Origin of the sequence: Ornithinimicrobium panacihumi, from assembly GCF_052073805.1 — a bacterium.
GTDB lineage: Bacteria > Actinomycetota > Actinomycetes > Actinomycetales > Dermatophilaceae > Ornithinicoccus > Ornithinicoccus panacihumi.
The window spans coordinates 1-24,925 of sequence record NZ_JBQGWG010000032.1; the positions used below are offsets into that span (position 1 = coordinate 1).

The following is a 24,925-nucleotide window of genomic DNA, read 5'->3' on the forward strand; positions in this document are numbered from 1 at the left end:
TGTCGACGGCGCTCGAAAACTGGGCGGTTTCGGCGGTCGAAGAGTGAACGGTCTCAGTCTAGGGATTCCTGCTCGGCCTTGATGCTGGGAAGCGTCTCGACGCCGCGGTCGCGGAGCCGGTAGGAGGCGCCTTTGAGGGCGATGACGTCGGCGTGGTGGACGATGCGGTCGATCATCGCGGCGGCGACGATTTGGTCGCCGAAGACGCCGGCCCAGGAGCTGAACGGCAAGTTCGACGTCAGGATGAGGGAGGCGTGCTCGTACCGGGAGGAGACGAGCTGGAAGAAGAGGTTGGCGGCGTCCTGCTCGAAGGGCAGGTAGCCGACCTCGTCGACGATGATCAGGCCGTAGCGGCGCAGCCGGGTGAGCTCGGTCGGCAGGCGGCCGCGGTCGTGGGCCTCGGTCAGGCGGGTGACCCAGTCGGTGGCGGTGGCGAACAGGACCCGGTGTCCTTGCCGGGCGGCGGCGACGCCGAGGGCGGTGGCCAGGTGCGTCTTGCCCGTGCCCGGCGGTCCGAGGAGGACGACGTTGCGGTGCTCGGCCAGGTACGCACCGGAGGCGAGGGCCTGGATCGGGGTGCGGGCGCCGGGTTGGTGGTCGAAGTCGAAGTCCTCAAGGGTCTTGACCGCGCCGAAGCCGGCGGCGCGGATGCGTAGCCGGGCCCCGGAGGCGTTGCGGGCGGCGACCTCGCGTTCCAGGACCGCGGCCAGGTAGTCCTCGTGGGTCCACCCGCTGTCGCGGGCGTGGTCGGCCAGGCGGGCGGCGGACTCGGTGATCCGCGGCGCCTTCAGCGCCGCGGCCAGGTGGGTGATCTGCTTGAGCGACTCGCTCGCGGATGCTGGTTTGCGGCTCATCGCGACTCCAGCTCGCCGGCGTCGATCCCGAACGCCTTATCGTAGTCGGCCAGGTCCCGGACCAGGTCGTCGGCCTCGGGACGGGACCTGGGGTGCTGGTAGTCGCGCCGTAGCGCGGCGGCGGTCGCCACGTGGGCGGGGTCGGTCACGGTCATGCTCCGGGCCCACCGGCGTGGGTGCTCGGCGACCAGCCGGCCGGCCTGGCGGACCCGGATGGTGTCCAGGTCTGCGGCGACGTCGACCCGGGCCCCGATCGCGCGGGGGTCGACGGAGTAGTCGGAGGTGTCGACGCGCACGTAGTAGTCCCGGCCGAGGCGGACGTGGTTGCGCCAGCCCAGGTGCAGCACCGCCGGCGGCAGGGGCAGCATCGCCTCCTTGTCCGCGGCGAGCAGGTCCACCGGACGGGCCTTGATCGTGCGCACCGTCCGGGCGTTAGCAGCGGACAGCCAGTGGGCGAACTGGGCGTTGAAGTCGCTTGGGGACTCGAAGTGGCGCCCGGGCATGAAGGAGGTCTCGAAGAAGCGGTTGCGGCGTTCGACGATGCCCTTGGACTCGGGATCCCGCGGTGGTAGCAGCACCACCTTCGTGGCCAGCATCCCGGCGAACACCGCGACCGGCTCGGTCAGCTTGCCTCGTCCGATGCCGGGCTCGTTGTCCCAGATCAGCCGGCGCGGCACCCGACCCAGCTGATCCAGCAGCTCCCACGTGCCCAGGAGCAGGTCCGGGGTCTTTCGGGTCGGGATCATCCTCCCCAGCGTGAACCGGGAGTACCCGCAGGTCATGACCAGTACCGGAAGCAGGGTACGGGAGCCGTCCTCGAGCAGGATCTTGCGCGGCGGGAACCACAGGTCGCACTGCGCTACGTCCCCGGCCGTCCAGGTCAGCCGGTCGGCCGGGTCGATCGGGCGGTGGTCGACCCTCAGGCGGTTGACGTTGTCGCGGAACCATCGGATCGAGCCGGTCCACCCGACCCGTTCGGCCAGCACCGTCGCGGGCATGTCCGGCGTCTCCTCGAGGAGTTCACGCACCCGCGCCTCATACGGCGTGAACGACGTTGGACCCGCTCTTCTCTCGTACTTCGGTGGCCCGTCCGAGGCGATGGCGTTTATGACCGTCGTCCTCGAGATGCCCAACTTCCTGGCGATCCTGGCCTTCGGCACGCCGTCGGCGGCCAGCCTCCTGATCAGCGCCCAGTCCTCCATGGTGATCACACTCCAATCGTTGGCGGAGTGTTCACTTTTCGAGCGCCGTTACTGTCTAGTTTTCAAGCGCCGCCGACAGTTATGCCTGTGATCACTTCAGACTATTGCTGCATACAAGTGCCGGTTGTGCAATCTTCGCTGCATTGTCGAGATGCAGGGAAGACTGCACAGCGTCTCTGGCCATCCTTGCACGATCCGCCCTGCTGCCCCGGGCCATGTAATGTACGCGCGCGCCCCGCGGCAATCAGTGCGTTCGATTCACGGCAGAAGGTCCCAGAACTGACGGCGGGCGGACATCGCGTGGATGACCATCTCTCGCCGCTGCGGAACACGAGGACGACCGTCTCCAGCAGCCGAGCCTGAGTGTCGAACCCGAGCCGCAGCTCACGGTGGGGCCACTCTTCAGCTCCAAGGGCTCGATCCACAACGACAGGTCCGCAGTCTGGACGGCGTCCTCCGGAAGGACGCCGTGCTTGAGCGCGCTGCGATGGACCTTCACGCGGCGTAGCCGGCCAGCGCTCGTCGAATCGCCTCGGAGCGGGACAGGTGCTCCCGAGCGGCGTACGCGTCCAGCGCTGCGATCTCCTCGGCAGTGAGTCGAACAGCGATCACCTGGCTCGGGGCCGCCCCGCGCCCGGGACGGCCCCGGCCGCGGCGCTTGACCTCTTCGACGTCGTAGCCGGCCTCAGCCTCGTCGGCCCACTTCTGGATCTGCTCGTCTGTGACCTGGTCACTCGGTGCCATAGCGAAAATCGTATAACGAAAACCCGGCGTCCGGAAGAGGCCGCCAGCCGGAACCATCAGCGGCGTGAGCGCGTCTGGCGACGACAAGGACGGTAGATACGTCGAAAGACCGCAGACCTGCGCCGCATCCCGGGCGATTTCAGAAGTTGAGGATGAGGTCCTGGCCGTCGGCGAGAGGTAGGTAGGCCAGGCCCGCCGACGTGAGATGCCGCTCCGCGGCATCGGCGTCTGCTGTGCCGGCGTGGGGGACGATTCGTGCGCCGGTCAGGTTCAAGGTATCAACCGGCATCTCGGCCGAGTAGCCCGCCGGGAGTTCGTCCGCCGAGTCCATCAGCTCGATCCCCGCGAGGTCGACAGAGGTCACGCACGCACCGGCCGAATAGCCGGCATAGGTGAGGTGCGGCGACTGATGGAGCGCTTCAGCGAGTCCTGCCGCGGTGGCGGCGCGAGCGAGAACGAAGGCGTTGCCACCGACGACCCACAGCAGGTCAATGTCGGCCAGACGCTGGGTCAGAGCGCCTGGATAGTTCCAGAACTCTCGGAGGTCCAGTTCGGTGCTCGAGTAGCCGAGCCGCTCGAGGTCCCCGGTCTCCCGATCCCAGCTGAGGAGCCGATCTGGGAAAGGGTCCAGCGCGTTCATGATGATCGCCGCGCGACCGCCGTGCGCGGCCAGAACGTCGGCACGCGCTCCGAGCCGGTAAGCACTCAGGTAGATCCTCACGGTTCGGATGCTAGGTCCGGTTGACCCAGGCCGCACTCGCATTCGCGGGCGGGAACATCCGACTCTCGGCAGTAGTGGTAGATAGCCGGGCTGGTGTCAGGGTCTGCTCGTTCGCAGGCTGGTGGAGCCTGCGCGCATTGTCAGTGGTGTTCCCTATCGTCGATGTCATGTTCCTGCACGACGACCGGCTGATCCTCAGCGCCACCGACGTGACCCGTCACGTCGGCTGCGCGCACGCGACCACGCTCGAGCTCGACGTGCTGCGGGGAGGGCGTCAGGCGCCGACGGGGGAGGACGCGGGGCTCGAGCTCGTCGCCGCCCTGGGGATGAGCCACGAGCAGGCCTTCCGTGCCCAGCTCGAGAGCGAGGGGCGCGAGGTCGTCGAGATACCGGCGGTCGGTTCGCTGCGCCAGCGGAAGGCGGCGACCCTCGAGGTGATGCGCTCCGGCGCGGACGTGATCTACCAGGCCACGCTCTTCGACGGTGGCTGGCTCGGCCACGCCGACTTCCTCCTCCGTGCCGAGCGCCCCAGCGCCCTCGGCGAGTGGTCCTACGACATCGCCGACACCAAGCTCTCGCGTCACCTCTCGGTCACCGCGCTCCTGCAGATGGCGGGGTATGCGGAGCGGCTGGCCCAGCTGCAGCAGGCACCTGTGGATCGACTCACCGTGGTCGCCAGCGACGGGACGAGGCACGACGTGCGGTCCGTGGACGTCCAGGCCTACGCCCGTCGCGTAAGGGCGGGCCTGACCGGATTCCTGGAGGCCAGTGTCGAGGCCCGGGAGCCGCTGACCGCGCCTGTCCCGACCAGTGCCTGCGCCCGCTGCCGCTGGCTGGACCACTGCACCGCAGAGTGGGAGGCGTCCGACGACCTGAGCCTGGTCGCGGGCCTGCGCTCAGACCACCGGGAGGCCCTCATGGCAGCCGGCATCACGACAGTCGCGGCACTGGCGGCGACCAACCCCGGTGCGCTCTCGGGCGTGCTGAGCAGCCGGGTGCGGGAGCGCCTCCACGGTCAGGCGAAGCTCCAGGTGGGGGAGAGGGAGAGCGGGGCTGCCGCATACCTGCTCCTCCCGCCCGAGACCGGGCGGGGGCTGCAGCGCCTGCCCGAGCCCGACCCCGGCGACGTCTATCTCGACTTCGAGGGCGATCCCCTCGCCGACGGTGGCAAGGGGCGGGAGTATCTCGCCGGCATCTGGACCAAGGACGACGTCGAGGATCCCTTCATCGCGTTCTGGGCGCACAGCGAGGCGGAGGAGGCGGAGCTGACCCGTGAGCTGCTGACCTGGCTGGCGGACCGGTGGGACAAGCACCCCGGGATGCACGTCTACCACTACGCGGCCTACGAGGTCTCCGCATTGAAGCGGATGACGATGCAGCACAGCACGGGCGTCAGCGAGCTCGACGAGATGCTGCGCGGTGAGCGCTTCGTCGACCTCTACCAGGTCGTGCGGCAGGGGATGCTGCTGTCCAAGCCGTCCTACTCGATCAAGAAGGTCGAGGACTTCTACTGGGGCGAGCAGCGGACCGCGCAGGAGGGGGAGGTCGCCGACGGGATGGCCTCGGTCGTGGAGTACGAACGCTGGCTCGCCGGCGGACAGGTCGACGACGCGGTCATCGACGCGATCCGGGACTACAACCGCGAGGATGTCCGCTCCACGCACGCCCTCCACGAGTGGCTGGAGGAGCGCCGCGCCGAGCTGGCGACGAGCCACCAGCTGACGCGCTACGTGGGCATGAAGAAGGAAGAGGCGCGCGACAGCGAGGCCATGCGCGAGGAGCAGGCGCTGGCCGATCGCCTGGTGGCCGGCGGGCACGAGCTGCTCGCGGGTCTCGTCGGGTGGCACCGGCGCGAGGACAAGTCGGCCTGGTGGGACTACTACCGGACCGAGACCATGTCCCGTGACGAGCTGATCGAGGACAGCAAGGCCATCGGGGGCGTGGGCGAGCCACAGGCCGTCGGGGTGGTGAAGCAGTCGAACATCTGGCGCTACCCGTTCCCTCCGCAGGAGCTGAAGGTCAAGATCGGAGGCACGATCGACGAGGCCCGTCGTCCCGACCATGAGGCGGAGAAGCGCCGCAGCGTGGGGACAGTGGTGGGGGTCGACGCAGCGGCGGGCTGGATCGAGGTGTCGCGCAGCGTCAAGCTTCAGCCTCTGAGGCCGGACGCACTCGTGCAGAACGATCTCGTGGGCAGCGCCATCATCCGGGCGGCACTCATGCGCCTCGGGGAGGACGCCATGGCAGGGCGCGAGAGCCTGGGGCTGCGGGTCCTGGACCGGCGAACCCCGCTGATCCCGCCACGGTTGGAGGGCGAACGCTCCGGTGAGCTGATGCGCCGCGTCGGTCGGGGGCTCGCCGGCGAGGTGCTGGCCGTGCAGGGACCACCGGGAGCCGGCAAGTCCTACAACGCAGCTCTGCTCATCCGGGAGCTCCTCGACGCGGGCAAGAAGGTCGGGGTCACCGCCCAGTCGCACCGCGTCATCGCCGACCTCATGGCCAAGGTCGAGCGGCCCGGCGTGCGCAAACCGAAGGAGGGCACGCCGAACCCGCCCGAGGGTGCGCTCATCACCCTGGCCAAGGACAACAAGAAGCTGGACAAGGCGATCGCCGACGGAGCGACCTTCATCGGGGGCACGGCCTGGCTGTGGGCACGACCCGAGATGGCCGAGGCGGTCGACGTCCTGGTCATCGACGAGGCGGGGCAGTTCTCGCTGGCCAACGCGGTCGCGGTCGCCCAGGGTGCGAAGGCGCTGGTGATGCTGGGCGACCCGCAGCAGCTGCGCTCGCCCACCCAAGCCACCCACCCGTACGGGTCGGGCGTGTCCGCGCTGGAGCACCTGATGGAGGGCAGGGAGACCATCGACCCGGCCCGCGGCATCTTCCTCGACAAGACCTGGCGCATGCACCCGGACATCACCGGCTTCGTCTCCGAGCTGGCCTACGAGGGGCGGCTGCGCTCGGAGGAGCTGACGACGCAGCAGCGCCTGGAGGCTCCTGGACGGCTGACCGGGTCGGGGCTGCGCTGGTTGCCGGTGGAGCACGTCGGCAACTCCTCCTTCTCCGCCGAGGAGGCGCGGGTCGTGCGGGAGCTGGTCGAGGACCTGCTCCGGGGCAGCTGGACCAACGAGAAGGGCGTCCGGGGACCGATCCGGCGCGAAAACATCCTGGTCGTCGCGCCCTACAACGCCCACGTGCAAGCGCTGCAGGGTCAGCTGCCGGCCGGAGTGCAGGTGGGCACGGTCGACAAGTTCCAGGGGCACGAGGGTGCCGTCGTCATCTACTCGATGGCCTCCTCCAGCGTCCACGACGCCCCTCGCGGCGTCGACTTCCTCTACGACGTGCACCGGCTCAACGTGGCCGTCTCCCGTGCCCGGGCCCTCGCGGTCGTCGTCGGCAGCCCGGCGCTGCTCGAGGCCCCGGTCACCACCCCCGCGGACCTGCGCGCCGTGAACGCGTTGTGCCGGTTCGTCGACGAGGCCGAGCAGGTCTGAGGAGGCGTCCGGCTCCGGTGGGTCCTCGGCCCCAGGGAACCGTCGGGCCCAGCGCCCGAGCGGGTTGAGAAGATGTCCCGCATGGGGCCGGCCGTCGACGTGCAGAACATCAGCGTGGCCATCGACGGACAGCCGCTGCTGACCGACACCACCTTCACGCTGGACGCAGGCACCTGCCTGGCGGTCCGGGGTGACAACGGCTCGGGCAAGACGACGCTCCTGCGCGTCCTGGCCGGCCTCCAACGTCCCACGACCGGCATGGTCCACGTGATGGGACGCAGCGTCGACGAGCGCGACGCCGCCTTCCGCCGCAGCGTCGCCGGGCTCATCGGCGCCCCGCCCTTCGCCCGCGACCTCACCGTGCGCGAGCACCTGCGGCTCGTGGCCCTCGCCTGGGGCGGGACCGGCGTCGACGCGGACGAGGCCGCCACCCAGGTCCTGGCCGAGCTCGGTCTCGCGCACCTGCAGGACCGCTTCGTCCACCAGCTCTCCTCCGGCCAGACCCAGCTCTTCGCCCTCGCGCTGACCCTCGTCCGGCCGGCCGAGGTGCTGCTCCTCGACGAGCCCGAGCAGCGGCTCGACCCCGAGCGCCTCCAGCGGGTGGCCACCGCCCTCCAACGCCGCCACCGCGACGGCACCACGATCGTCATGGCCACCCACGACCCGGACCTGGCCGCCGCGCTCGCCGACCGGACCCTCACCCTCGCCGGGGCCGCGTGAGCCCCGACGGCGTCGGCAGCAGCCGGCACCTGCGCGCCGTCCGTCGCGAGGCCGTGTCCGAGCGGCTGCGCACCAGCGCGGGGGAGGACGCCTACGCGATCTACGTCGCCTTCCTCGTCCTCATCCTGCTGACCAGCCCCTACTACTCCGTCATCACCGCGCTCACCCGCCCCGACGTCCTCCCGCTCCTGGTCGACCTCGCCCCGCGCGTCGCCGCGACCACCGGCTGGCTCGTGCTCGCCGGGGCGGTCCTGCTCGGACGGGTCCGCGGGCCGGCGCACCTGCCGCCGCTGATGGCCGCCCTCCTCGGCTCCGGACCGTGGCGACGGAGCCTGGCGCTGCGCCGGCCCCACCTGCGCTCGACCGGCCTCCTCGCCCTCGCGCTGGTCGCCGTGGTGATCGCCCCCGCGGTCGCGCTCGGCATCGCCGGCCGCCCGGTCCTCGACCTCGTCATCGTGCTGCTGGCCACCCTCGCGCTCGCCCTTGTCGCCGCCACCTGCTGGCTCGCCGGGCAGGCGCTGCCGCGCGCCTGGTCCGCCGGCCTGGCCGCGATCCTGGCACTCCTCGCCCCCTTCGCGCCGCTGCCTCCCCTCGGTCTGGGGCTGGCTGCGGTCGCCGCAGGGTATGCGGTGCCCCACCTCCTCGACCGCCTCACCGGCGCCGCTCTGCTGGAGCAGTCCCGGCGCTGGGACAGCGCCGGAGTGGCGGCCGTGACGGGGGACCTGGCCGCGGCGGCCGCGCACCTGCGGCTGCCCCCGACCCTGGGCGCCCACTGGCGCGCCGTCGGAGCCGGGCAGTTCCTGCCCCTGGTCTTCTGGCGGCGCGACCTCGTCGGCTCGCTGCGCGACCCGGAGCGCTTCGTCCTCGGCTGCCTGGGTCTCTTCGTCGCGGGCGCCCTCGGCGCGCTCGCCGGAGCGTCTCCCGAGATCGTCCGCTGGGCCGTGCTCGCCGTCTCCGTCGCGGTCGCCTACCTCGCCGTCGGCCCCTGGGCCGACGGCTACCGGCACACCCTCGAGGCGGCAGGTGCCCCCACGCTCTACGGGACGGGCACCGCATACCTGCTGCTCCTGCACTCGCTGCTGCCCCTGACCCTCGTCACGCTTCTCGGCGGCGGGGGAGTGCTGCTCGTCGCGGCGACGGTCGGCGCCGCACCGCTGACCGCGCTCGTGAGCCTGCTGGGGCTCGCGCTCGCGGTCGCCGCGCGCATCCACGCGGCGGGCAAGGGCCCGCTGCCGCTCGCGCTGCTCACCCCCGTGCCCACGCCCATGGGCGACCTGTCCGCGCTCAACGTCGCGGCCTGGCAGGTCAGCTCGCTGCTGGTCGCCGGTGCCGCCGCTGCGCTGGCCGGGCACCTGGTGCTGGGTGGAGCCGAGCCGTGGCTGCTGGCCTATCCGGTCGCGGCGTGGTTCCTCGTGCGTGGGGCGACGGGGCCGCGGACGTCCTGAGGGCGGCGCCCGTCAGGCCGCACCCCTCAGGCCGCGTCCTCCTCGTCGGAGGGCGTGTCGTTGAAGGCGCCGAAGGCTGCCGCCATGGCGATCCCGATGGCCAGGAAGGCCCAGTTATCCAGCGAGACGGCCAGCGCGATGCCGATGCCCAGGCCCAGGATCCACGCGGTCGTCCGGTCCATCTCGCCCTTCTTCTTGGGTCGCTCAGGGGGCGGCGGGGCAGGCTGTGGCATGTCCATGGCTCCCACGGTGCCACGCAGCGACCCTCGGCACATCGGTCGTCCGCGGGAGATCGCTCTCCGACCTGCGACGGAGGTGAGGGCTCAGGAGACCAGTCGGGCGGCGAGCTCGGTGACCGTCCGCTCCCGGGCCACGGTGCTCTCCAGCGGCTCGGCCGCATACGAGCCGGCGATCGGCTGGACCATCACCTCGGTGACGTCGTGGGTGGCGGCGAGCGACCGCATACCCTCGGCAACCTCGTCCGCGGTGCCCAGCAGCCACGGCGCGGTGATCGCCGCGAACCGGTCGGCCGGCAGCAGGAGCGGCGCGGCCATCGCCTCGTCGACGGTCATGAGCGGCGCCGGATCCATCAGCGCACCGACCTGGAGGCGTGCCATCATGTGCTGGAAGGGCAGGGCGAGGCGCTCGGCCTCCTCACGGCTGTCGGCCACGACCGCGTTGACGGTCAGGAAGGTCTGCGGCTCGCCCGGGCCGGCCCAGGAGGAGCGGTAGAGCGCCAGCGCCTCGGCCGTGCCGCGCCCGGCGAAGTGGTGGGCGAAGACGTAGGGCAGACCCAGCTGGCCGGCCAGGCGCGCCGAGTAGTCCGAGGAGCCCAGCAGCCAGACCGGGGGAGCCTGCAGGGCGTGGGGAGTGGCGCGCACGTCGTGCTCGCGCGGGCCGATCTGGATGCGTGCGCCGTCGGGGGACATGTAGGCCGCGACCTGCTGCACGTAGTCGGGGAAGCGCCGCACGGCGTCCTCGTCGCTGAGCCCGGCGCGCAGCGCCCAGCTCGTGACGGGGTCGGTGCCCGGTGCGCGGCCGATGCCCAGGTCGATGCGGCCGGGGTGGGCGGCCTCGAGCAGCGCGAACTGCTCGGCCACCGCGAGCGGGGCGTGGTTGGGCAGCATCACGCCGCCGGAGCCCACGCGGATCCGCTCGGTCGCCGCGGCGAGCATCGAGATGATCACCGGCGGGCTGGTCGAGGCCACCGAGTGGGTGTTGTGGTGCTCGGCCACCCAGTAGCGCCGGGCGCCCGCCTCGTCCGCGACCCGCGCCAGCCGGCGCGCCGACTCCAGGGCCTGACCGGTGGTCTGGCCGGTGCGGACGGGGACGAGGTCGAGGACGGAGAGCGCGAGGGAGGTCATGTGGGTGCCAACACGGAGGCCCGGCGCAGGCTTCCCCGGGGCAGCCGGTCCGTCTCGGGCGTGCCTGCTGAGAGCCGGGCTCAGGGTCGGATGATGGTCACGCCAGGCACCGCGCCCGGGCCGTCCATCGCCGCGAGGGCGGCCGGCGCCTCCTCCAGCGGGATCGGGCGGGCCAGGAACCGCCCCGGGTCCAGCCGGCCGGCGGCGATGTCGGACAGCATGCGGGGGTAGTCCGCCGCCGCCATCCCGTGGCTGCCCAGCACCTGCAGCTCCTGGCCGATCACGACGTGCATCGGCACGGTCGCCCGGTCGCCCACGACGGCCGCGGGCAGCAGCCCGATCTGCACGTGCCGCCCCTGGGCCCGCAGGCTGCGCACGCCCGCGTCGGCCGTGGCCACCGAGCCGAGCGCGTCTATGCTGACGTCGACGCCGTCGGGGTGCAGCTCGCGGATCGCTGCCACCGGGTCGCCGACGGACGCGTCGACCGTGGCGGCCGCGCCGACCGAGCGCGCCAACTCCAGGGCGCCGGCGGCCACGTCCACCGCGACCACCTGCGCGCCCCGGGACGCCGCGATCATGACGGCGGCCAGGCCGACGCCGCCGCAGCCCAGGACGGCGACCGTGTCACCCTCCTGCACCTTCGCCACGTCCACGACGCCCCGGTATGCGGTGGCGAACCGGCAGCCCAGCCCCGCCGCCACCTCCATGGTCACCTCGTCCGGGAGGGGGACGAGGTTGAAGTCGGCGGCGGGCAGCGCCACATACCCGGCGAACGAACCAGGGCCGGAGAAGCCGGGCTGCCACTGCTGCGGGCACACCTGGGCCTGGCCGGCGCGGCAGAGCCGACAGGCGCCGCACCCCAGGACGAAAGGTGCGACCACGCGTTGCCCGACGTGGAGGGTCTTCACCCCGGGACCGATCTCGTGCACGGTGCCGGCCAGCTCGTGGCCGGGGACGTGCGGCAGCGTGGTGATGTCGGGGTCGTGGCCCTGCCAGGCGTGCCAGTCCGAGCGGCACAGCCCGGTGGCCTCCACGCGCACGACCACACCACCCTCCGGCGCCCGAGGGCGAGGGACCTCCACGACCCGCGGAGCCTCGCCGAAGGCCTCGAAGACCATCGCCCGCATCATGGTGTCGACCGCAGCCATGCTGCCATCCTCCTACTGGTAGGAGATGAAGTCCGGCAGCGGGTCCACCTGCGACATCGTCTCCTCGGGGGAGAGCATCGGGGTGTCCTCGTCGTAGAAGTTCTTCCAGCCCCAGTGCTTCATGGACGGGGCGTGCTGGTGCAGCGAGCGCCAGGTGGCCTGCTTGTCCGGCTGCGCGCCCTGCCCGTCGGCGTGGATGAGCAGGGCCAGCTCCTCACGGCTCTGGTCGACCGCGTCGGCCTCGGGGATCATCCCGAGGTGGAACTGGTGCAGCACCAGCACCTTCTGCGGCAGGTCGTTGTCGCGGGTCAGGTCGGCCAGCCAGTCGACGACCTCGTTGACCTCCTCGATCCCGACCTGGCCGATCTGGGTCAGGTGCACCTGGTGGGGCTGCAGCCGCCACTCGGGGTCCAGCGCCAACCCCACGTGGGGACGCTCGAGGAGGTCCTCGTAGAGCTTGGCCTGGGTCAGGAAGTCGGTGCGTCCGGGCTGGAGGTCGAGCACGACGTAGAGGCCCTCCTCCTCGGCGAGGTCGACGAGGGGCTCGAGCTGCTCGACGGCGATCTCGGAGGAGTAGTCGTTGTCGGCGCCGGCCTGCGAGCTGGCGACGGTCGCGATGATCTCCAGGGTGGGCACGACGGTCTGGTCGGTGAGCGGTTCATACCACCCCGCGTGCTCCTCGGCCCGGGCGATCGTCTCCTCCGGCCCCTGCTCGCCGAGCACGCCGAGCGCGCCGCTGCCGGGCGTCCCGTAGAGCGCCACGTAGGTCTTGCCGGGCAGGACCAGCTGGCCCCCGCCGGGCAGCTGGGTCCCGGTGCTGGCGGTCCTGACCTTCCAGGCCAGGTCCTCGGCCTTGCCGAAGCCCTTGCCCAGGCCGATCACCGTGGCCGGCCTCGCCTCGGCCAGGGCCTCCACGCTCTCGGCGGAGGCTCGAGGATCGGTATGCGGTCCCACGAGGACCCGTGCTCCCGCCGCCCGGGCGGAGCCCAGCGCGGCCAGGTCCTTGGCCTCCCCGGTGGACAGGACCGCCACCGTGTCCAGGGCCTGCGCCGGAGCCGTCGCGGGCAGCGCGTCGCGGTCACCGGTCAGCGTCGGCGCGGTCAGGGGGAGCCCTTCGGGCACGATCAGCGTGGGCGCGCCGAACTCGGCGGAGGTGAACGCCTCGACGGCCTCGTCCTCGGCGACCGCCTGGGGTGGCGCGGCTCCCAGGAGGGAGGCCAGCTCGGCGTCGGTCTGCGGCACGACGACGTCGATGGCGGGATCGGCGACCTCCCCGACGACCAGCGCCACCTCGGCACCCAGGCGCTCCAGCTCGGCGGCGGCGTCGGGACCGTCCACGACCAGGGGGACGCCGAGGCTGGCGGCGGCCGAGGCGCCGCGGAGGGTCTGCTTCTCCTCGGCCAGGACGACGACGGAGGCGGAGGCGAACAGCGCCTCGGTGACGCCCACCGCGCGCTCATCGCGGCCGCCGCTCAGCACCAGCGCCTCGTCCTCCGGTGCGGAGGTGGTGGCGCTCACCGCCTCCGGGGTGGCCTGGTCGGCAGGCTCCTCGTTCCCCTGAGCGTCTCCCCGGTCAGCTCCCTGGCCGGCGGAGCCGCTGGTCGCTCCGGTCGAGTCGCCGCCGGCGAGGCTGTCGCAGGCGCTCAGCGACAGGGCTCCGGCGCAGGCCAGGGCGGCCAGCGTCCGGGCGTTCGATCGAGTCCCCCGCAGGGCCATGGTCGGTCCTTCCTGATCGGCAAGGCCCCACGCTACCGATGGCGCCTGCACATCTCCTGCAAGGGCCCGCGAGTCGTTTCAGAGGGACGCCGCGGCCCGGGGCTGGCAGCGTGGAGCGGGTAGCACCGCCTCAACCCTCGACGAAGGAGAAGAGCATGCGTTTCACCCAGGATCACGAGAGCCTCCACGGCGCGGAGGTCATCGACAACAACGGTGACCGGATCGGCGACGTCGGCCAGGTCTACCTCAACGACACCTCCGGCGAGGTCGAGTGGGTCACGGTGAGGACCGGCCTCTTCGGCATGAAGGAGACGCTCGTGCCCATGGCCGGCGCCTCCGTCCGCGACGGGCAGATCGTGGTGCCCCACGAGAAGGCCTTCATCAAGGACGCTCCCAACGTCGACGTCGACGCCCACCTCGACGAGGCCCAGCAGAACGAGCTGTTCGCCTACTACGGCGACCCCCGCGCGACCGGTGACGGCGTGCATGACGGCGTGCGCGACGGTGCGGCGGGCATGGCCGGCGTGGGCACCATGGCGGCCGGCAGCGACGACCTCGCGATGGACCGCGGCATCACCGACGACCGTGCCTTCGTCGACGAGGCGGACGCCGACCGCACGGGCACGGACCGGATGGGCACCGACACCGACGAGGTCGGTCTCGAGGAGCACTGGGTCGCGCCCGACCAGACCGAGGAGTCCTACACCGGTGACCGCGTGATGGGTGACGAGCGCACCCACGCCGACGACCGCACCCTCGGCGACAACCGGGACATGGGCGACCAGGGCCTGGGCAGCGGCCAGGGCTTCGGCACCAGCGCCGGCATGGCCACCGACGACGAGCTCGTCCGCGGCGAGGCCCGGGACAACCTCACCCGCGACGACATGGCCGGCGACGACCTGGCCCGCGACGGGGACCGTCTGGACGGCGACCGCAACCTGGTCAACGACCGCGACATGGTGGCCGACCCCAGGAACGAGGGCGACGACTACGTCGACGGTGAGCGGGGCCCGGGCGAGCGCCGCGAGGACGGGCGCTACTGACCAGGCCCTGACGCCGCATACCGAGAGCACCGCTCCCGCGAGCGAGCTGGGACTGCACGCCGGACGATCAGGGGACACCCGGGTCGCAGCGCCCACGGACGGCCCACCACGCATCGACGTGGTGGGCCGTCTGGCTGTGTGCCCGGTCTGTCGGTCCGCACGCCTAGGCTGGCGCCATGCGGGTGAAGGGTTGGCTGGTGCTGATCCTGGCCGCGCTCGTGGTGATCGCGGCGGTCGTGCTGGTGCGCCTCTTCGAGGGCGACGCCGAGCGCGGCCAGGTGGTCAAGGTCGTCGATGGTGACACCGTGGTGATCCGCGTCGCCGGCGTCGAGGAGCGGGTCCGGCTGCTCAACGTGGACACCCCCGAGATCGGGGACCAGCGCCAGGTTCTGTCGTGCATCGGCCCGCAGGCCACCGAGTTCCTGCGGCGTGAGCTCCCGGCCGGGAGCAGGGTGGAGCTGGACTACGACCTCGACCTGCGCGACCGCTACGGCCGCCTCCTGGCGGCGGTCTACGTCGGCCCGACCCTCGTCAACGCCGAGATCGCCGCTGCCGGGCTGGGCGAGCCGGTGGTCTTCGGCCGCAACGACAGATTCCTGCGCGACGTCGAGGAAGCCTTCGAGGAGGCGCGTGCCGACGAGCGCGGCGCCTTCGACCCGGACAGCGAGTGCGCCTGGACCGAGCTGGAGAAGGACGTCGAGGACCTGGTCGAGGAGGCCGAGTCCGTGCTCGGCAACCTCCAGCGAGGCGACCGGGGTCTGGCCGCCGACCAGGCCGCCGGGGCCCTCATCGCCGCCATCGACGAGGCCGATCCCGCCCTGCTCTCCGGGGGCGGTTACGACGAGGTCGAGCTGCGCGACCTGCGGGGACGGGTCGCCGACCTGCAAGCCAGGGCCCGCGCGGTCATGCCCTGACGCCGCGCCCGCGACCTTCGGGCGAGGCGACCGGGCCGATGACCTCGGCCAGCCACTCCACCAGCGGACGCACCTGCTCCCACCGCTGCCGGACCTCCTCCACCAGGGCCGGCGTCGTCACGATGTCGCCGTCCTCGATCCACCGCATCGCGGAGATGTTCTTGAACCGCAGCAGCTCGATCCGCCGGTGGTCGCGCGGCCAGCCGCGCGGGGCGGTCGCCACCCGGTCGCCGTCGATCTCCCAGCCCTGCTCCCGCAGGGCCTCCACGACGCGCTCGAGCCGCGCCCCGCGCGGTCCGTCCACAGCGCTCCGGTATGCGGCCAGCGCCGCCGGCTCGAGGTGGTAGGAACCACCGCCGAGCCGGAAGCCGTCGGCCGACACCTCCGCATACCAGCCGGTCCTCGGGGCGCGGCTGACATAGCCGCCCTGGTGCGTCTTGTAGGGGCTCTTGTCGGCGCCGAAGCGCACGTCCCGCTGGGGCCGGAAGACCTTGGCCGGCCCGAAGTCGTCCTCGAGCTGGGCCAGCAGACCGGTCATCGGCCCGCGCACGTCCCGCTCGTAGGCCTCCTTGTGCGAGGCCCAGAACTCCCGGCTGTTGTCCTCCTCGAGCCGGGCGTAGAAGTCCGTCGCAGCGTGGGGGATCCCGGTGAAGCCGGGCCTGTCGGAGACCATGGGGCCGACCCTACCCAGCGGGCTTCCGTGCCCGTTCTCGCGTTTTGTATTGACACAATTCGAGAACCTGCCTAACCTTTGTAGCAATACAAAGATGGGAGCGTGGGATGCACGAAGGGCTGCTGTTCATCGCGGTAGGGGCCGTCGGCCTCCTGCTGCCGCTGAGCGCCGCATACCGTGGGCGCCTCGTGCGGACGATCGCCGAGCAGGCGCAGGTGCGGGTGCCGGCCGAGCAGGCCGCCGCGCTGGAGGCGCGGGAGACACGTCGCGCACTGGCCGGCGGCGTGGGCGTCGTCGTGGCCGGGGTGATCCTGGTCGTGCTGTCTCTGGCGGGGGTCGACCTGGCGATGTTCGAGGGCTGGTTCTCCTTCGCGCTGCTGCTCACGGTCGCCTCGGCCTGCCTGGCGGTCGTGGAGATCCTCCGCCCCGGGGCGCCGACCGACGGGCCGAGGTTCGCCCGCCTGAGCAGCCCGGTCGTGGGGGACTACCTCTCGCCGAAGGTGCTCCTCGGGGTGGCGGGCGTGGTGGCCCTGGCCGTGGTCGTGACTGCCGCGTCGCTCTTGCTGGGCCGCACGCCCTGGTTTGACGCGCAGGTCCTCCGGTCCAGCCCGCTGCCGCTGCTGGCCGTCGCCCTCCCCGTGCTGGCCGGCCTGGGCTGGTGGGCCGTCCAGCGCCTCCTGGACGCACCGCAGCCCGCGCGCGACGAGACCGAGCTCTACTGGCAGGACGCGGTCCGCTCCAGCACGATCACCACGCTGGCCGTCCCTCCGGCCGTGATCGCGGTCCTGGGCCTCTTGGCCTCCGGGGACGTGCTCGACGAGGCGGCCTCCGTCGCGACCGCGCGCAGCGGGAGCGTGGGTCCGGACTGGACCGTCGCGCTGCTCGTCATGGGCTATGCGGCGCCCTTCGTGCTCCTCCTCGCGCTCATCCTGCTGAGCACCAGATGGTTCGGCGGCAGCAGTATCGCGCACATGCGCGACCGGCTCTGGGGCGGGCGGGTGCCCGGCGCGAGCGGGGCCGAGGCCCTGCCGGGGGACGGGCGGGGCTGATGCTGCGGATCGACCCGACGTCGCCGGAGCCCGCCTCCGCCCAGCTTCATGCCCAGATCAGCGCCCAGGTGCTCGCCGGGGACCTGAGGCCGGGTGACCGCCTCCCGACCGTGCGGCGCCTGGCCGGAGACCTGGGGATCGCGCCCAACACCGTCGCCCGGGCCTACCGCGACCTGGAGGCCGACGGAATGATCGAGGGTCGGGGGCGCGCCGGGACCTTCGTCGCCGAGAAGGACGCGGGCGCGGAGGCACGTCAGGCGGCCGCGGCCTATGTCCGCGTCGTCCAGCAGCTCGGCCTCGCGCCCACGGACGCCCTCGAGCTCGTGCGGCACGCGCTCAGGGGCTGACCTCAGGCGCGGCGGCGCAGCATGAGCCGCGTCCACCCACCCAGGTAGACCCGGTCGTCCTCGTCGATCAGCACCCGCAGGCCCCGCTCGATCGGCTCGGTCGGCAGCGGCAGCCCCACGGTCGAGACGTAGGTGCCGTTGGAGGTGTCGAGGTCCTCGATCCACCACCGCTCGCCGTCGCTGGTCAGCTGCGCGTGCCGCACCGAGACCCCGGCGTCGGTCCCGGCGTCCAGGTCGGGGTGCAGGCCGCGCGCGATGTTGGTGCGCCCGATCACGACGTTGTCCGTGGTCAGCGGCACGACCTCCGGCTCACCGGCCGGCGGCACGGGCTGGTCGCTCTCCCGCGTGGCGTGCCACCCGTGGTCCACCCAGATCTCGGCGACCCACTCGGCGTTCTCCAACCGCGACGGCGGCCGGGTATGCGGCAGCTCGTGGGCCACGTGCTCCTGACCCGCGGTCGGGGGAGTGGGTGGGGGGACCTCCGGCCGGAGGGGCAGGTCCGCCGGGTCGAGGGCGACCTCCTCGGGGCTGGTCGGCAGCTCGATGTCGTCGGCGTCGCGCCGTGGGTCGATGTAGGCCTCGTGCGGCTCGGCCGCCTGCATCGTCGTCGGCCGGGGACCGGGGTCCTCATCCTCCTCCGGCTCCTCCGGGACGACCCCGGTGACGAAGTCGTAGCCGCACGCGCCGCAGAAGGGCACGTCGCCCACGCTCGTCGCGTGGCAGTTGGGGCACTCGACGGCCGTCTCCTCGGCGTCGGCGCCGGGGCTGGTGGGCTTGGCCGGCTCGGTGCGCCTGCCCTTCTCCGGGGTTCCGTCGGGGCTCATGCGTCGGGCCTCAGCTGGGCGAGATAGGCCTCCTGGGCGGCGATCAGCGCCGAGGCCCGCTGGATGTCGGCGGGCTGGTTGTGCAGCGACTCCTTGGCCGCGGTCAGCATGCCGGCCAGGTCGACGCTGGTGGGGGCGCCGCAGCCGGACAGGGTCTTGGCCAGCAGCTCCGCGCGGTCGGCGAGGTCGGCGTACTCAGCCAGCGCCGCCGCATACGTGGCGTGGGCCTGGTCCAGCGCGCGTCCGACGCGCTCGAGGTTGGCGACGTAGGTCGACAGCTCGTTCTCGTCGGAGGGCAGGTCGCCCAGGGCGGTGACGTCGGGGATGCCGAGCTTGGGCGCCGGGTGGACGGAGTTGAGCACCCGCTCGGCCAGGGCACGCACCGCCTCGCCCTTGGCGACCAGGTGGTCGCGCTCGGCGGCCGCCTGCTCGGCGTCGGCCCGGCCGTGGGCCTCGGAGGCGGTGGCCACGATGGAGGCCTGGTCGATGCGGACCAGCCGGGACTGGAGGGCCCCCAGCTCGCTGCGGACCTCGGCCGCCCGGCCGTCGTCCTCGGGCTGGCCGCCCTGGCGGACCGCCTCGAGCTCGGTCTCCAGCTCCTGGAGCTGGGCGTGCAGGTCCGGGGTCTCCTCGGTGTCGTCGCCCTGGTCCGCCTCGTCGCCCTCTGCGGGGCTGCCGGACTCATCCAGGCGGGTGCGGATCCGGTCGATCTCATCCTGCAGCGCGGCCGTGCGGTCCGCGACCGGCAGGTCGTCTTCGTCGGTGCCCAGCCGCGCCCGCAGCGAGGTGGCCAGGGAGTCGGACAGGCGCATGGCCTCCGGCAGCGTGATCGCCAGCGCCTGGGCGTCGCCGTCGGGCATCTCCAGGACGCCCCAGATGAGCTGGGCGACCCAGTCGCGCTCGCCCTCACCCTCGGTGGCCGCCTCCCAGGTGGTCAGCAGCAGGTCGTGGCGCTGAGCGACCGCGTGCCACAGGGCCATCGAGGTCGTGACGTCCACGTTGAGCGCGTCGCGCTCGTCGTGGGTGCGGGTCAGCTCGTCGAGGGCGCGCAGCTCGTGCTCCCGACGCATCCGCCACCGGCCCAGCTCGGCCAGGTAGCGGTCGACCGCGCCGTCCTCAGGCAGGTCGCCCGGACCCGCCGGCGGTTCCGGCGCGACGGCGTAGTGGCTGGTGTTCAACTCGTGGCCTCCTCGGGCTGAGTCTCAGGGGTGTCAGGGCTGTCAGGGGCAGGCTCGTCGGCCTGGTCGGACTGATCGGTCGCGTCCGGCTGCTCGGTCGCATCCCGCTGGTCGGGCACGGGCATGCGCGGGATGCCGTCGTCGCCGACCTCCAGCCCGAGCTCCTCGACCCGGTCCTGGTCGAGGTCGTCCTCGGTGATCCGGGTGTCCTCCACCATCTCGACCGGCTCGGTGTCGGTGGCGAAGCGCTCCTCGAGCACCGCCAGCTGCTTCTCCAGCGCGGCCAGGTCGTCTCGGGCGACGGCGTCGTAGGTGTGGTCCAGCGTGAGCCCCAGCAGGTCCAGGTCGTCGATGAGCGCCAGGGCGGGGGAGACCTTTCCGGTCGTGGCGCGCGTGAAGGCGAAGCCGGAGGGCAGTCGCTGGAAGGCGCCGACGGCCTCCGCGGTCCAGGCGATGGCGCGGGTGATGGCGCCCACCGTCTCGGCGTCGGTCTCGGCGCCGTCGGGCGTGCCGCCCTCCTCCATCCGGTCCAGCAGGTCGGAGGTGGAGGCGACGATCCGGCGGACCCTCGCCTCGACAGGATCCGGCAGGGAGGGCCCCTGCAGCAGCCCGGCGTGCTCGGTCAGGGTGTGGCGCAACTCCTGCGCGGTGGGCAGGGCGGTGCCGTCCTCGGCGTGGTCCATCGTGCTCCCAGGGTGGATGTCGGGGACCAGCCCATTGTGCCCCTTTCACCCGGCGCCGCCACCCGAACGGGTGGGGCGCCGCGACCGACCCGCTGGGGCCGGATGTGGAAGGAATTTTCCGAAAACTCTTCCCAACGGGATCGGGAAGGAGTAGTTTCTCCCGGAACCACATCGAGGGTGCGGACTGTTCGCATGGTCAACCTGGACGCAACCCTGACCCGCTCGAACCATGCAGCGCGAGGCCCACGGCCCCGCGCCGATGCACTTCGAGAGGACGCAGCGATGCCCCGGCTCACCGCGATGCCCCACACCCCGTCCCACGGCGCGGCCGACGGCGTGACCACCACCTATCTCGCCCGGGCCTACGACACCCCGACCGATCCCTTCGCGGTCACCGACGCCGACGATCCCGCCGCCGCGTCCCAGGCGCTGCGTGCCGAGGAGGTCGCCCTCGTCGTCCGGGACGGCGTCATCGTCGACCGGCTGCCCGCCGGGGCCCACGCCGACTCCGGCCATCCCGACGCCGGCCACGACTCCGGCGAGGTCGTCGACCTGCGCGAGGGCCTGCTCATCCCCGGCATCGTCGACGCGCACGTCCACTTCCCCCAGCTGCGCGCCATCGGCGGCCTCGGTATGCCGCTGCTCGACTGGCTCGAGCACGTCGCCCTCCCCGAGGAGGCCCGGCTCGGCGACGTCGACTACGCCCACGAGGTCGCCGAGGAGTTCCTCCGCGGCCTGGCCAGCTCCGGCACCACCACCGCCCTCGTCTTCGGCTCCCACTTCGCCACGGCGGTCGACGCGCTCTTCCAGGAGGCCGAGCGCTCCGGCCTGCGGATCACCTCCGGCCAGGTCCTGGGCGACCGGCTCCTGCGCGACGAGCTGCACACCGACCCCGAGACCGCACGCGCCGAGAGCACCGCCCTCATCGACCGCTGGCACGGCCAGGGCGAGGGCCGGCTCCGGTATGCGGTCACTCCCCGCTTCTCCATCTCGTGCACCGACGAGATGCTCGAGGTGTGCGACGACCTCGTCGCCTCCCGCGAGGACGCCTACTTCACCAGCCACCTCAACGAGAACCCGGCCGAGGTCCGGACGGTGCTGGAGCTCTTTCCCGGAGCAACCTCATACCTGGACACCTATGCCCGCCACGGGCTCGTCGGACCGCGCAGCGTCTTCGCCCACAACGTGCACCCCACCGACGAGGAGCTGCGGGTGCTGGCCGAGCGCGGCGCCACCGTGGCCCACTGCCCGACCAGCAATTCCTCCCTGGGCAGCGGCCTCTTCCCGCTGCGACGCCACCTCGAGGCCGGCGTGCGGGTCGCGATGGGCTGTGACGTTGGCGCCGGGACCGGCTTCAACCTGCTCAACGAGGGTCTGCAGGCCTACTTCATGCAGCAGCTGCTGCACGAGCAAGGTTTCCCGCTGACCCCGGCCCACCTGCTCCACCTGGTGACCAGCTCCGGCGCCCAGGCGCTGGGCCTGGGGGAGGAGGTCGGTGACCTGTCCGTCGGCAAGAAGTTCGACGCCGTGTGGGTCAAGCCCCAGCCCGCGACGCCCTTCCACGCCGCGCTGCAGCACGCCCGCGACGACGTCGACGCCCTGGCCAAGACCTTCGTCCTGGGCACCTCGGCCGACCTGGCCGGTGTCTGGGTCGGCGGCCGCCCGGTCCACACCCGCACCTGCTGATCAGCCCCACGGAGCCCCCTGGACCACTACGCTCAACACCCATCTCGCCCACAACCCGATCCATCACCCGTCCACCGCACCGATCCACCGCACCGATCCACCGCCCCTGATCCACCCGCCCACCACCAAGGAGTCCGATGAGCGACAACACCACGCCGGACCGGCCCAACCGCTTCGCCGATCCGCACTCGGCCTCGCCGGAGCAGCTGGACACCGGGACATACGACACGTCCCGGACCGAGGTCGCCGCCCAGCAGGCGCGGCACCGCGCCGGCATCATCGACGACGACGGGCGACCCATCACGCCGGCCACCGAGCCCCGCGAGCCCAAGGGCTTCCTGGACCGCTACTTCGGCATCAGCGAGGCTGGGTCCAGCATCCCGATCGAGCTGCGCGCCGGTCTGACGACCTTCCTGACGATGAGCTACATCATCTTCGTCAACCCCTCGGTGCTGGGCAACGCGATCGACGTCGGCCCCACCACCTTCGCCCAGCTGCTGTCGGTGACCTGTCTGGCGGCCGCCTTCGGCTCGATCATCATGGGCGTCATCGCGCGCTATCCCTTCGCGCAGGCGCCCGGCATGGGCCTGAACGCCTTCTTCGCCTTCACCGTCGTCCTCGGCATGGGCGTGGCCTGGCAGACCGCCCTCGGCGCGGTCTTCATCTCCGGCGTCCTCTTCGTGGTGCTGTCCCTCATCGGTGCCCGCAAGGCCATCGTCCAGGGCATCCCGATGGGCCTGAAGCTGGCCATCACCGCTGGCATCGGCACCTTCCTGGCGCTGCTCGGCCTGCGCACCGCCGGCATCGTCGTGGCCAACGAGGCGACCCTCGTCGGCCTGGGCGACCTCAAGGCGCCCGGTGCCTGGCTCGCGCTGATCGGCCTCATCGTCACCGCCGTGCTCATGCAGCTGCGCGTCACCGGCGCCATCCTGTGGGGCATCCTCATCACCTCGATCCTGGCCATCGTGACCCGGGCCCAGGTCTACAGCGGCGCCGACGGCGCGATGATCGCCTTCCCCGGCTTCACCGACGGTGTCGTGGGCATGCCCGTCTGGCCCGCCGACCTCTTCGGGCAGATGGACATCATGGGTGCGCTCGGCCTGGGCCTGCTCTCGGTCGTCTTCACCTTCTTCTTCGTCGACTTCTTCGACGCGACCGGCACCCTCACCGGGCTGGCGCACCGCTCGGGCTACCTGGACGAGAAGGGCGACATGCCGCGCGCCAAGACCGTCTTCTCCATGGACGGGCTCGCCGCGATGTTCGGCGCCTGGATGGGCACCTCGACCACCACCGCCTACGTCGAGTCGGCCTCCGGCATCGAGGAGGGCGGACGCACCGGCGTCACCGCGACGGTCACCGGCCTGCTCTTCGCCCTCGCGCTGTTCATCTGGCCGCTGGCCGGTGCCATCCCCGGCGCCGCCACCGCCCCGGCGCTGATCCTCGTCGGCGCGCTGATGATGGACGGCATCCGCCACATCGACTGGGACGAGGTCGCCGAGGGCGTGCCCGCCTTCCTGACGATCATCGTCATGCCGCTGACCTTCTCGATCGCCAACGGCGTCTCGATCGGCATCATCAGCTACTGCCTGATCAAGGTGCTGACCGGCAAGGCCAAGGAGGTCCACTGGATCCTCTACATCGTGGCCCTGCTGCTGGTCGCCAGATACATCTGGCTCGTCTAGCGATCTCGTCCTATCCTGGCTCTTCAACTTTGAGCGTGGCGCGGGTGTTCACGCCGCGATGGGTCGGGGCGCGTAGCCAATGATGCGGCATCGGTAGTTGTCGTGGTTGCGGTACCCCCGTCCGACCCTCTTGATCGTCTTCGCGGTCAGGTTCGCCGCCTCCGTCCTCGCGTTCGTCACCCTGGTTCGGCAGAAGGTGAGCAGCTCCCGCCGCCACGCGCGCAGGGTCCGGAACAGCGCTGCGGGCTCGGGCAGGCGGGTGGCGCGCACGGCGCGCTCGAGGTGGGCCCAGTGCCGCTGGAACGATGACGTGTCAGTGGCGCTGAGAACCTGACGGACGTGCTCCTTGATCCCCCAGGCGACGGCCAGCTCAACGTCCTCGGCGAGGATCTGCTGCAGCTTGGTCCGCTGACGCAGCGTGAGCCGATCACCGGCGCAGGTGAGCAGCTTGCGGTACTTCCACGAGGTGTCGGTGGCCCGGCCGCGGCGCTCGTGCAGCTCCCACACCCGGCGCCGGCGGACCTTGGTGACCATCTCGTTCGCCAGCCGCACCACGTGCCAGTGGTCGACGCTGACCCGGGCGCGCGGTAGTGCCCTGCGGACGGCGGCACGGAACTCGCCGGACATGTCGAGGGCGACGATCTGCACGCGCCGGCGCCACCACCGCGGCCGGGCCGCCAGCCAGGACGTGACGACTTTGCCGCGGCGTCCATCGACGACGTCGAGGATGGCCCCGTCGTCCAGGTTGGTGAACACGATTGACCACGGCTCGACCCGCTTCACGGCCTGGGTGTCGGGATCGCGCAGGTAGCGCACGGTGCGGAATCGGTGCTCATCGATCCCCAGATGCTTGACGTGCCGGCGGTCCACGCCGGTATCCAGGTCCACGGTGCTGGTGAGCATCCGCATTACCGTCGGCCACGACAGGTCCGCCTCGTGCGCGACGCGGGAGACCGCTCGCGGCTCGGCCCGACAGGCGGTGATCACCTGCTCCGCCAGCCGGGTCGTGACCCGGGCCCGGGCGGGCAGCTGCTCGGTCTCCTCGGTGAACGAGCGCCGCGGGCACAGCGGCTCCCGGCAGGCGTAGCGCCGCTTGCGCACGAGCACGTCCAGGGACTCCCCGCCGCACGGGACGTCCTTGACGTGCTGCATGGGTCGAGCCTGGACCCGCGAGGACAGCACCCCGCAGGACGGGCACGCGCCCTCGCTCGTGGTCGTCTCGATCACCACCTGCCGCGCTTGCTCATCGCCGACGGCAGGGCTGGCTGAGACGACTCGGTAGCCGGACAGGTTGAACAGGATCGACGCCGCATCGACGTCGAACGTAGGCTGGTGCACGCTCGCGGTCCTCGCTCATGGGATGTCTAGACAACACCCATGTTGGCGCAGGGCCGCGAGCCCTACCTCAGGGCCCCACCACGCTCAAAGTTGAAGGGCC

The 24,925-nt window shown here is 72.0% G+C and carries 22 protein-coding genes; 9 read left to right on the plus strand and 13 right to left on the minus strand.

Features of this window, described 5'->3' with window-relative positions; genetic code table 11:
• Positions 1-53: 53 nt before the first annotated feature.
• The 4 genes from istB to ACTMMA_RS17265 form a co-directional block, all read right to left on the minus strand.
• On the minus strand, positions 54-854 hold the full coding sequence (istB, locus tag ACTMMA_RS17250; protein ID WP_441190556.1) for an IS21-like element helper ATPase IstB: 801 nt from the start codon (positions 852-854) through the stop codon (positions 54-56).
• Positions 851-2,065 (minus strand): IS21 family transposase, encoded by a 1,215-nt coding sequence (istA, locus tag ACTMMA_RS17255; protein WP_441190557.1) that lies wholly within the window; start codon positions 2,063-2,065, stop codon positions 851-853. Before istA ends, istB begins: the two co-directional genes overlap by 4 nt.
• A gap of 486 nt (positions 2,066-2,551) precedes the next feature.
• Positions 2,552-2,800 carry a ribbon-helix-helix protein, CopG family gene (locus tag ACTMMA_RS17260; RefSeq protein ID WP_441191339.1) on the minus strand — a complete coding sequence of 83 codons (249 nt, stop codon included), beginning with the start codon at positions 2,798-2,800 and terminating at the stop codon, positions 2,552-2,554.
• A gap of 139 nt (positions 2,801-2,939) precedes the next feature.
• Positions 2,940-3,521 (minus strand): Type 1 glutamine amidotransferase-like domain-containing protein, encoded by a 582-nt coding sequence (locus ACTMMA_RS17265; RefSeq protein ID WP_441191340.1) that lies wholly within the window; start codon positions 3,519-3,521, stop codon positions 2,940-2,942.
• A gap of 167 nt (positions 3,522-3,688) precedes the next feature.
• Here ACTMMA_RS17265 and ACTMMA_RS17270 point away from each other — a divergent pair, with 167 nt between their 5' ends.
• The 3 genes from ACTMMA_RS17270 to ACTMMA_RS17280 all read left to right on the plus strand — a co-directional run bounded on the left by ACTMMA_RS17270 (position 3,689) and on the right by ACTMMA_RS17280 (position 9,180).
• Positions 3,689-7,015 (plus strand): TM0106 family RecB-like putative nuclease, encoded by a 3,327-nt coding sequence (locus ACTMMA_RS17270; protein ID WP_441191341.1) that lies wholly within the window; start codon positions 3,689-3,691, stop codon positions 7,013-7,015.
• Positions 7,016-7,087: 72 nt separating this feature from the next.
• Positions 7,088-7,735: an ABC transporter ATP-binding protein gene (locus ACTMMA_RS17275; protein ID WP_441191342.1), complete on the plus strand. Its 648-nt coding sequence runs from the start codon at positions 7,088-7,090 to the stop codon at positions 7,733-7,735.
• Entirely contained in the window at positions 7,732-9,180 is a 1,449-nt protein-coding gene (locus tag ACTMMA_RS17280; RefSeq protein ID WP_441191343.1) for a hypothetical protein, read from the plus strand. Before ACTMMA_RS17275 ends, ACTMMA_RS17280 begins: the two co-directional genes overlap by 4 nt.
• Before the next feature lie 26 nt (positions 9,181-9,206).
• Here the strand turns inward: ACTMMA_RS17280 and ACTMMA_RS17285 are convergent, their stop codons facing one another.
• The 4 genes from ACTMMA_RS17285 to ACTMMA_RS17300 all read right to left on the minus strand — a co-directional run bounded on the left by ACTMMA_RS17285 (position 9,207) and on the right by ACTMMA_RS17300 (position 13,408).
• Positions 9,207-9,419 (minus strand): hypothetical protein, encoded by a 213-nt coding sequence (locus ACTMMA_RS17285; protein WP_441191344.1) that lies wholly within the window; start codon positions 9,417-9,419, stop codon positions 9,207-9,209.
• Between the two features lie 84 nt (positions 9,420-9,503).
• Positions 9,504-10,544 carry an LLM class flavin-dependent oxidoreductase gene (locus ACTMMA_RS17290; protein ID WP_441191345.1) on the minus strand — a complete coding sequence of 347 codons (1,041 nt, stop codon included), beginning with the start codon at positions 10,542-10,544 and terminating at the stop codon, positions 9,504-9,506.
• Positions 10,545-10,624: 80 nt separating this feature from the next.
• Positions 10,625-11,692, minus strand: coding sequence for an alcohol dehydrogenase catalytic domain-containing protein (locus tag ACTMMA_RS17295; RefSeq protein ID WP_441191346.1), 1,068 nt, complete (start codon positions 11,690-11,692; stop codon positions 10,625-10,627).
• A gap of 12 nt (positions 11,693-11,704) precedes the next feature.
• Positions 11,705-13,408 carry a serine/threonine-protein kinase gene (locus ACTMMA_RS17300; RefSeq protein WP_441191347.1) on the minus strand — a complete coding sequence of 568 codons (1,704 nt, stop codon included), beginning with the start codon at positions 13,406-13,408 and terminating at the stop codon, positions 11,705-11,707.
• A gap of 155 nt (positions 13,409-13,563) precedes the next feature.
• Between ACTMMA_RS17300 and ACTMMA_RS17305 the strand changes: the two genes are divergently transcribed.
• Together ACTMMA_RS17305 and ACTMMA_RS17310 are read left to right on the plus strand one after the other, a co-directional pair.
• Entirely contained in the window at positions 13,564-14,451 is an 888-nt protein-coding gene (locus ACTMMA_RS17305; RefSeq protein WP_441191348.1) for a PRC-barrel domain-containing protein, read from the plus strand.
• 176 nt (positions 14,452-14,627) lie between these two features.
• Positions 14,628-15,365 (plus strand): thermonuclease family protein, encoded by a 738-nt coding sequence (locus tag ACTMMA_RS17310; RefSeq protein ID WP_441191349.1) that lies wholly within the window; start codon positions 14,628-14,630, stop codon positions 15,363-15,365.
• On the opposite strand, the gene ACTMMA_RS17315 is transcribed toward ACTMMA_RS17310, so the two are convergent.
• On the minus strand, positions 15,355-16,038 hold the full coding sequence (locus tag ACTMMA_RS17315; protein ID WP_441191350.1) for a DUF2461 domain-containing protein: 684 nt from the start codon (positions 16,036-16,038) through the stop codon (positions 15,355-15,357). The two genes, ACTMMA_RS17310 and ACTMMA_RS17315, sit on opposite strands and share 11 nt — an antisense overlap.
• A 107-nt stretch (positions 16,039-16,145) precedes the next feature.
• Between ACTMMA_RS17315 and ACTMMA_RS17320 the strand changes: the two genes are divergently transcribed.
• On the plus strand, positions 16,146-17,087 hold the full coding sequence (locus ACTMMA_RS17320) for a hypothetical protein (RefSeq protein ID WP_441191351.1): 942 nt from the start codon (positions 16,146-16,148) through the stop codon (positions 17,085-17,087).
• The gene (locus ACTMMA_RS17325) at positions 17,087-17,434 is read left to right on the plus strand and encodes a GntR family transcriptional regulator (protein ID WP_441191352.1); all 348 of its coding nucleotides are present in this window, start codon (positions 17,087-17,089) and stop codon (positions 17,432-17,434) included. Before ACTMMA_RS17320 ends, ACTMMA_RS17325 begins: the two co-directional genes overlap by 1 nt.
• Positions 17,435-17,436: 2 nt before the next feature.
• On the opposite strand, the gene ACTMMA_RS17330 is transcribed toward ACTMMA_RS17325, so the two are convergent.
• The 3 genes from ACTMMA_RS17330 to ACTMMA_RS17340 are packed head-to-tail and all read right to left on the minus strand — an operon-like array spanning position 17,437 to position 20,119.
• Positions 17,437-18,258, minus strand: coding sequence for an FHA domain-containing protein (locus ACTMMA_RS17330; protein WP_441191353.1), 822 nt, complete (start codon positions 18,256-18,258; stop codon positions 17,437-17,439).
• On the minus strand, positions 18,255-19,436 hold the full coding sequence (locus tag ACTMMA_RS17335; protein WP_441191354.1) for a hypothetical protein: 1,182 nt from the start codon (positions 19,434-19,436) through the stop codon (positions 18,255-18,257). Before ACTMMA_RS17335 ends, ACTMMA_RS17330 begins: the two co-directional genes overlap by 4 nt.
• A complete protein-coding gene (locus tag ACTMMA_RS17340; RefSeq protein WP_441191355.1) occupies positions 19,433-20,119 on the minus strand; it encodes a hypothetical protein in 687 nt (228 codons plus the stop codon). Before ACTMMA_RS17340 ends, ACTMMA_RS17335 begins: the two co-directional genes overlap by 4 nt.
• A 282-nt stretch (positions 20,120-20,401) precedes the next feature.
• On the opposite strand from ACTMMA_RS17340, the gene guaD reads away from it, so the two are divergent.
• Together guaD and ACTMMA_RS17350 are read left to right on the plus strand one after the other, a co-directional pair.
• Positions 20,402-21,805 (plus strand): guanine deaminase, encoded by a 1,404-nt coding sequence (guaD, locus tag ACTMMA_RS17345; protein WP_441191356.1) that lies wholly within the window; start codon positions 20,402-20,404, stop codon positions 21,803-21,805.
• 137 nt (positions 21,806-21,942) lie between these two features.
• Positions 21,943-23,487 carry an NCS2 family permease gene (locus ACTMMA_RS17350; protein ID WP_441191357.1) on the plus strand — a complete coding sequence of 515 codons (1,545 nt, stop codon included), beginning with the start codon at positions 21,943-21,945 and terminating at the stop codon, positions 23,485-23,487.
• A 48-nt stretch (positions 23,488-23,535) separates the two neighbouring features.
• On the opposite strand, the gene ACTMMA_RS17355 is transcribed toward ACTMMA_RS17350, so the two are convergent.
• Positions 23,536-24,825: an ISL3 family transposase gene (locus tag ACTMMA_RS17355; RefSeq protein WP_441189508.1), complete on the minus strand. Its 1,290-nt coding sequence runs from the start codon at positions 24,823-24,825 to the stop codon at positions 23,536-23,538.
• Between the last annotated feature and the right edge of the window lie 100 nt (positions 24,826-24,925).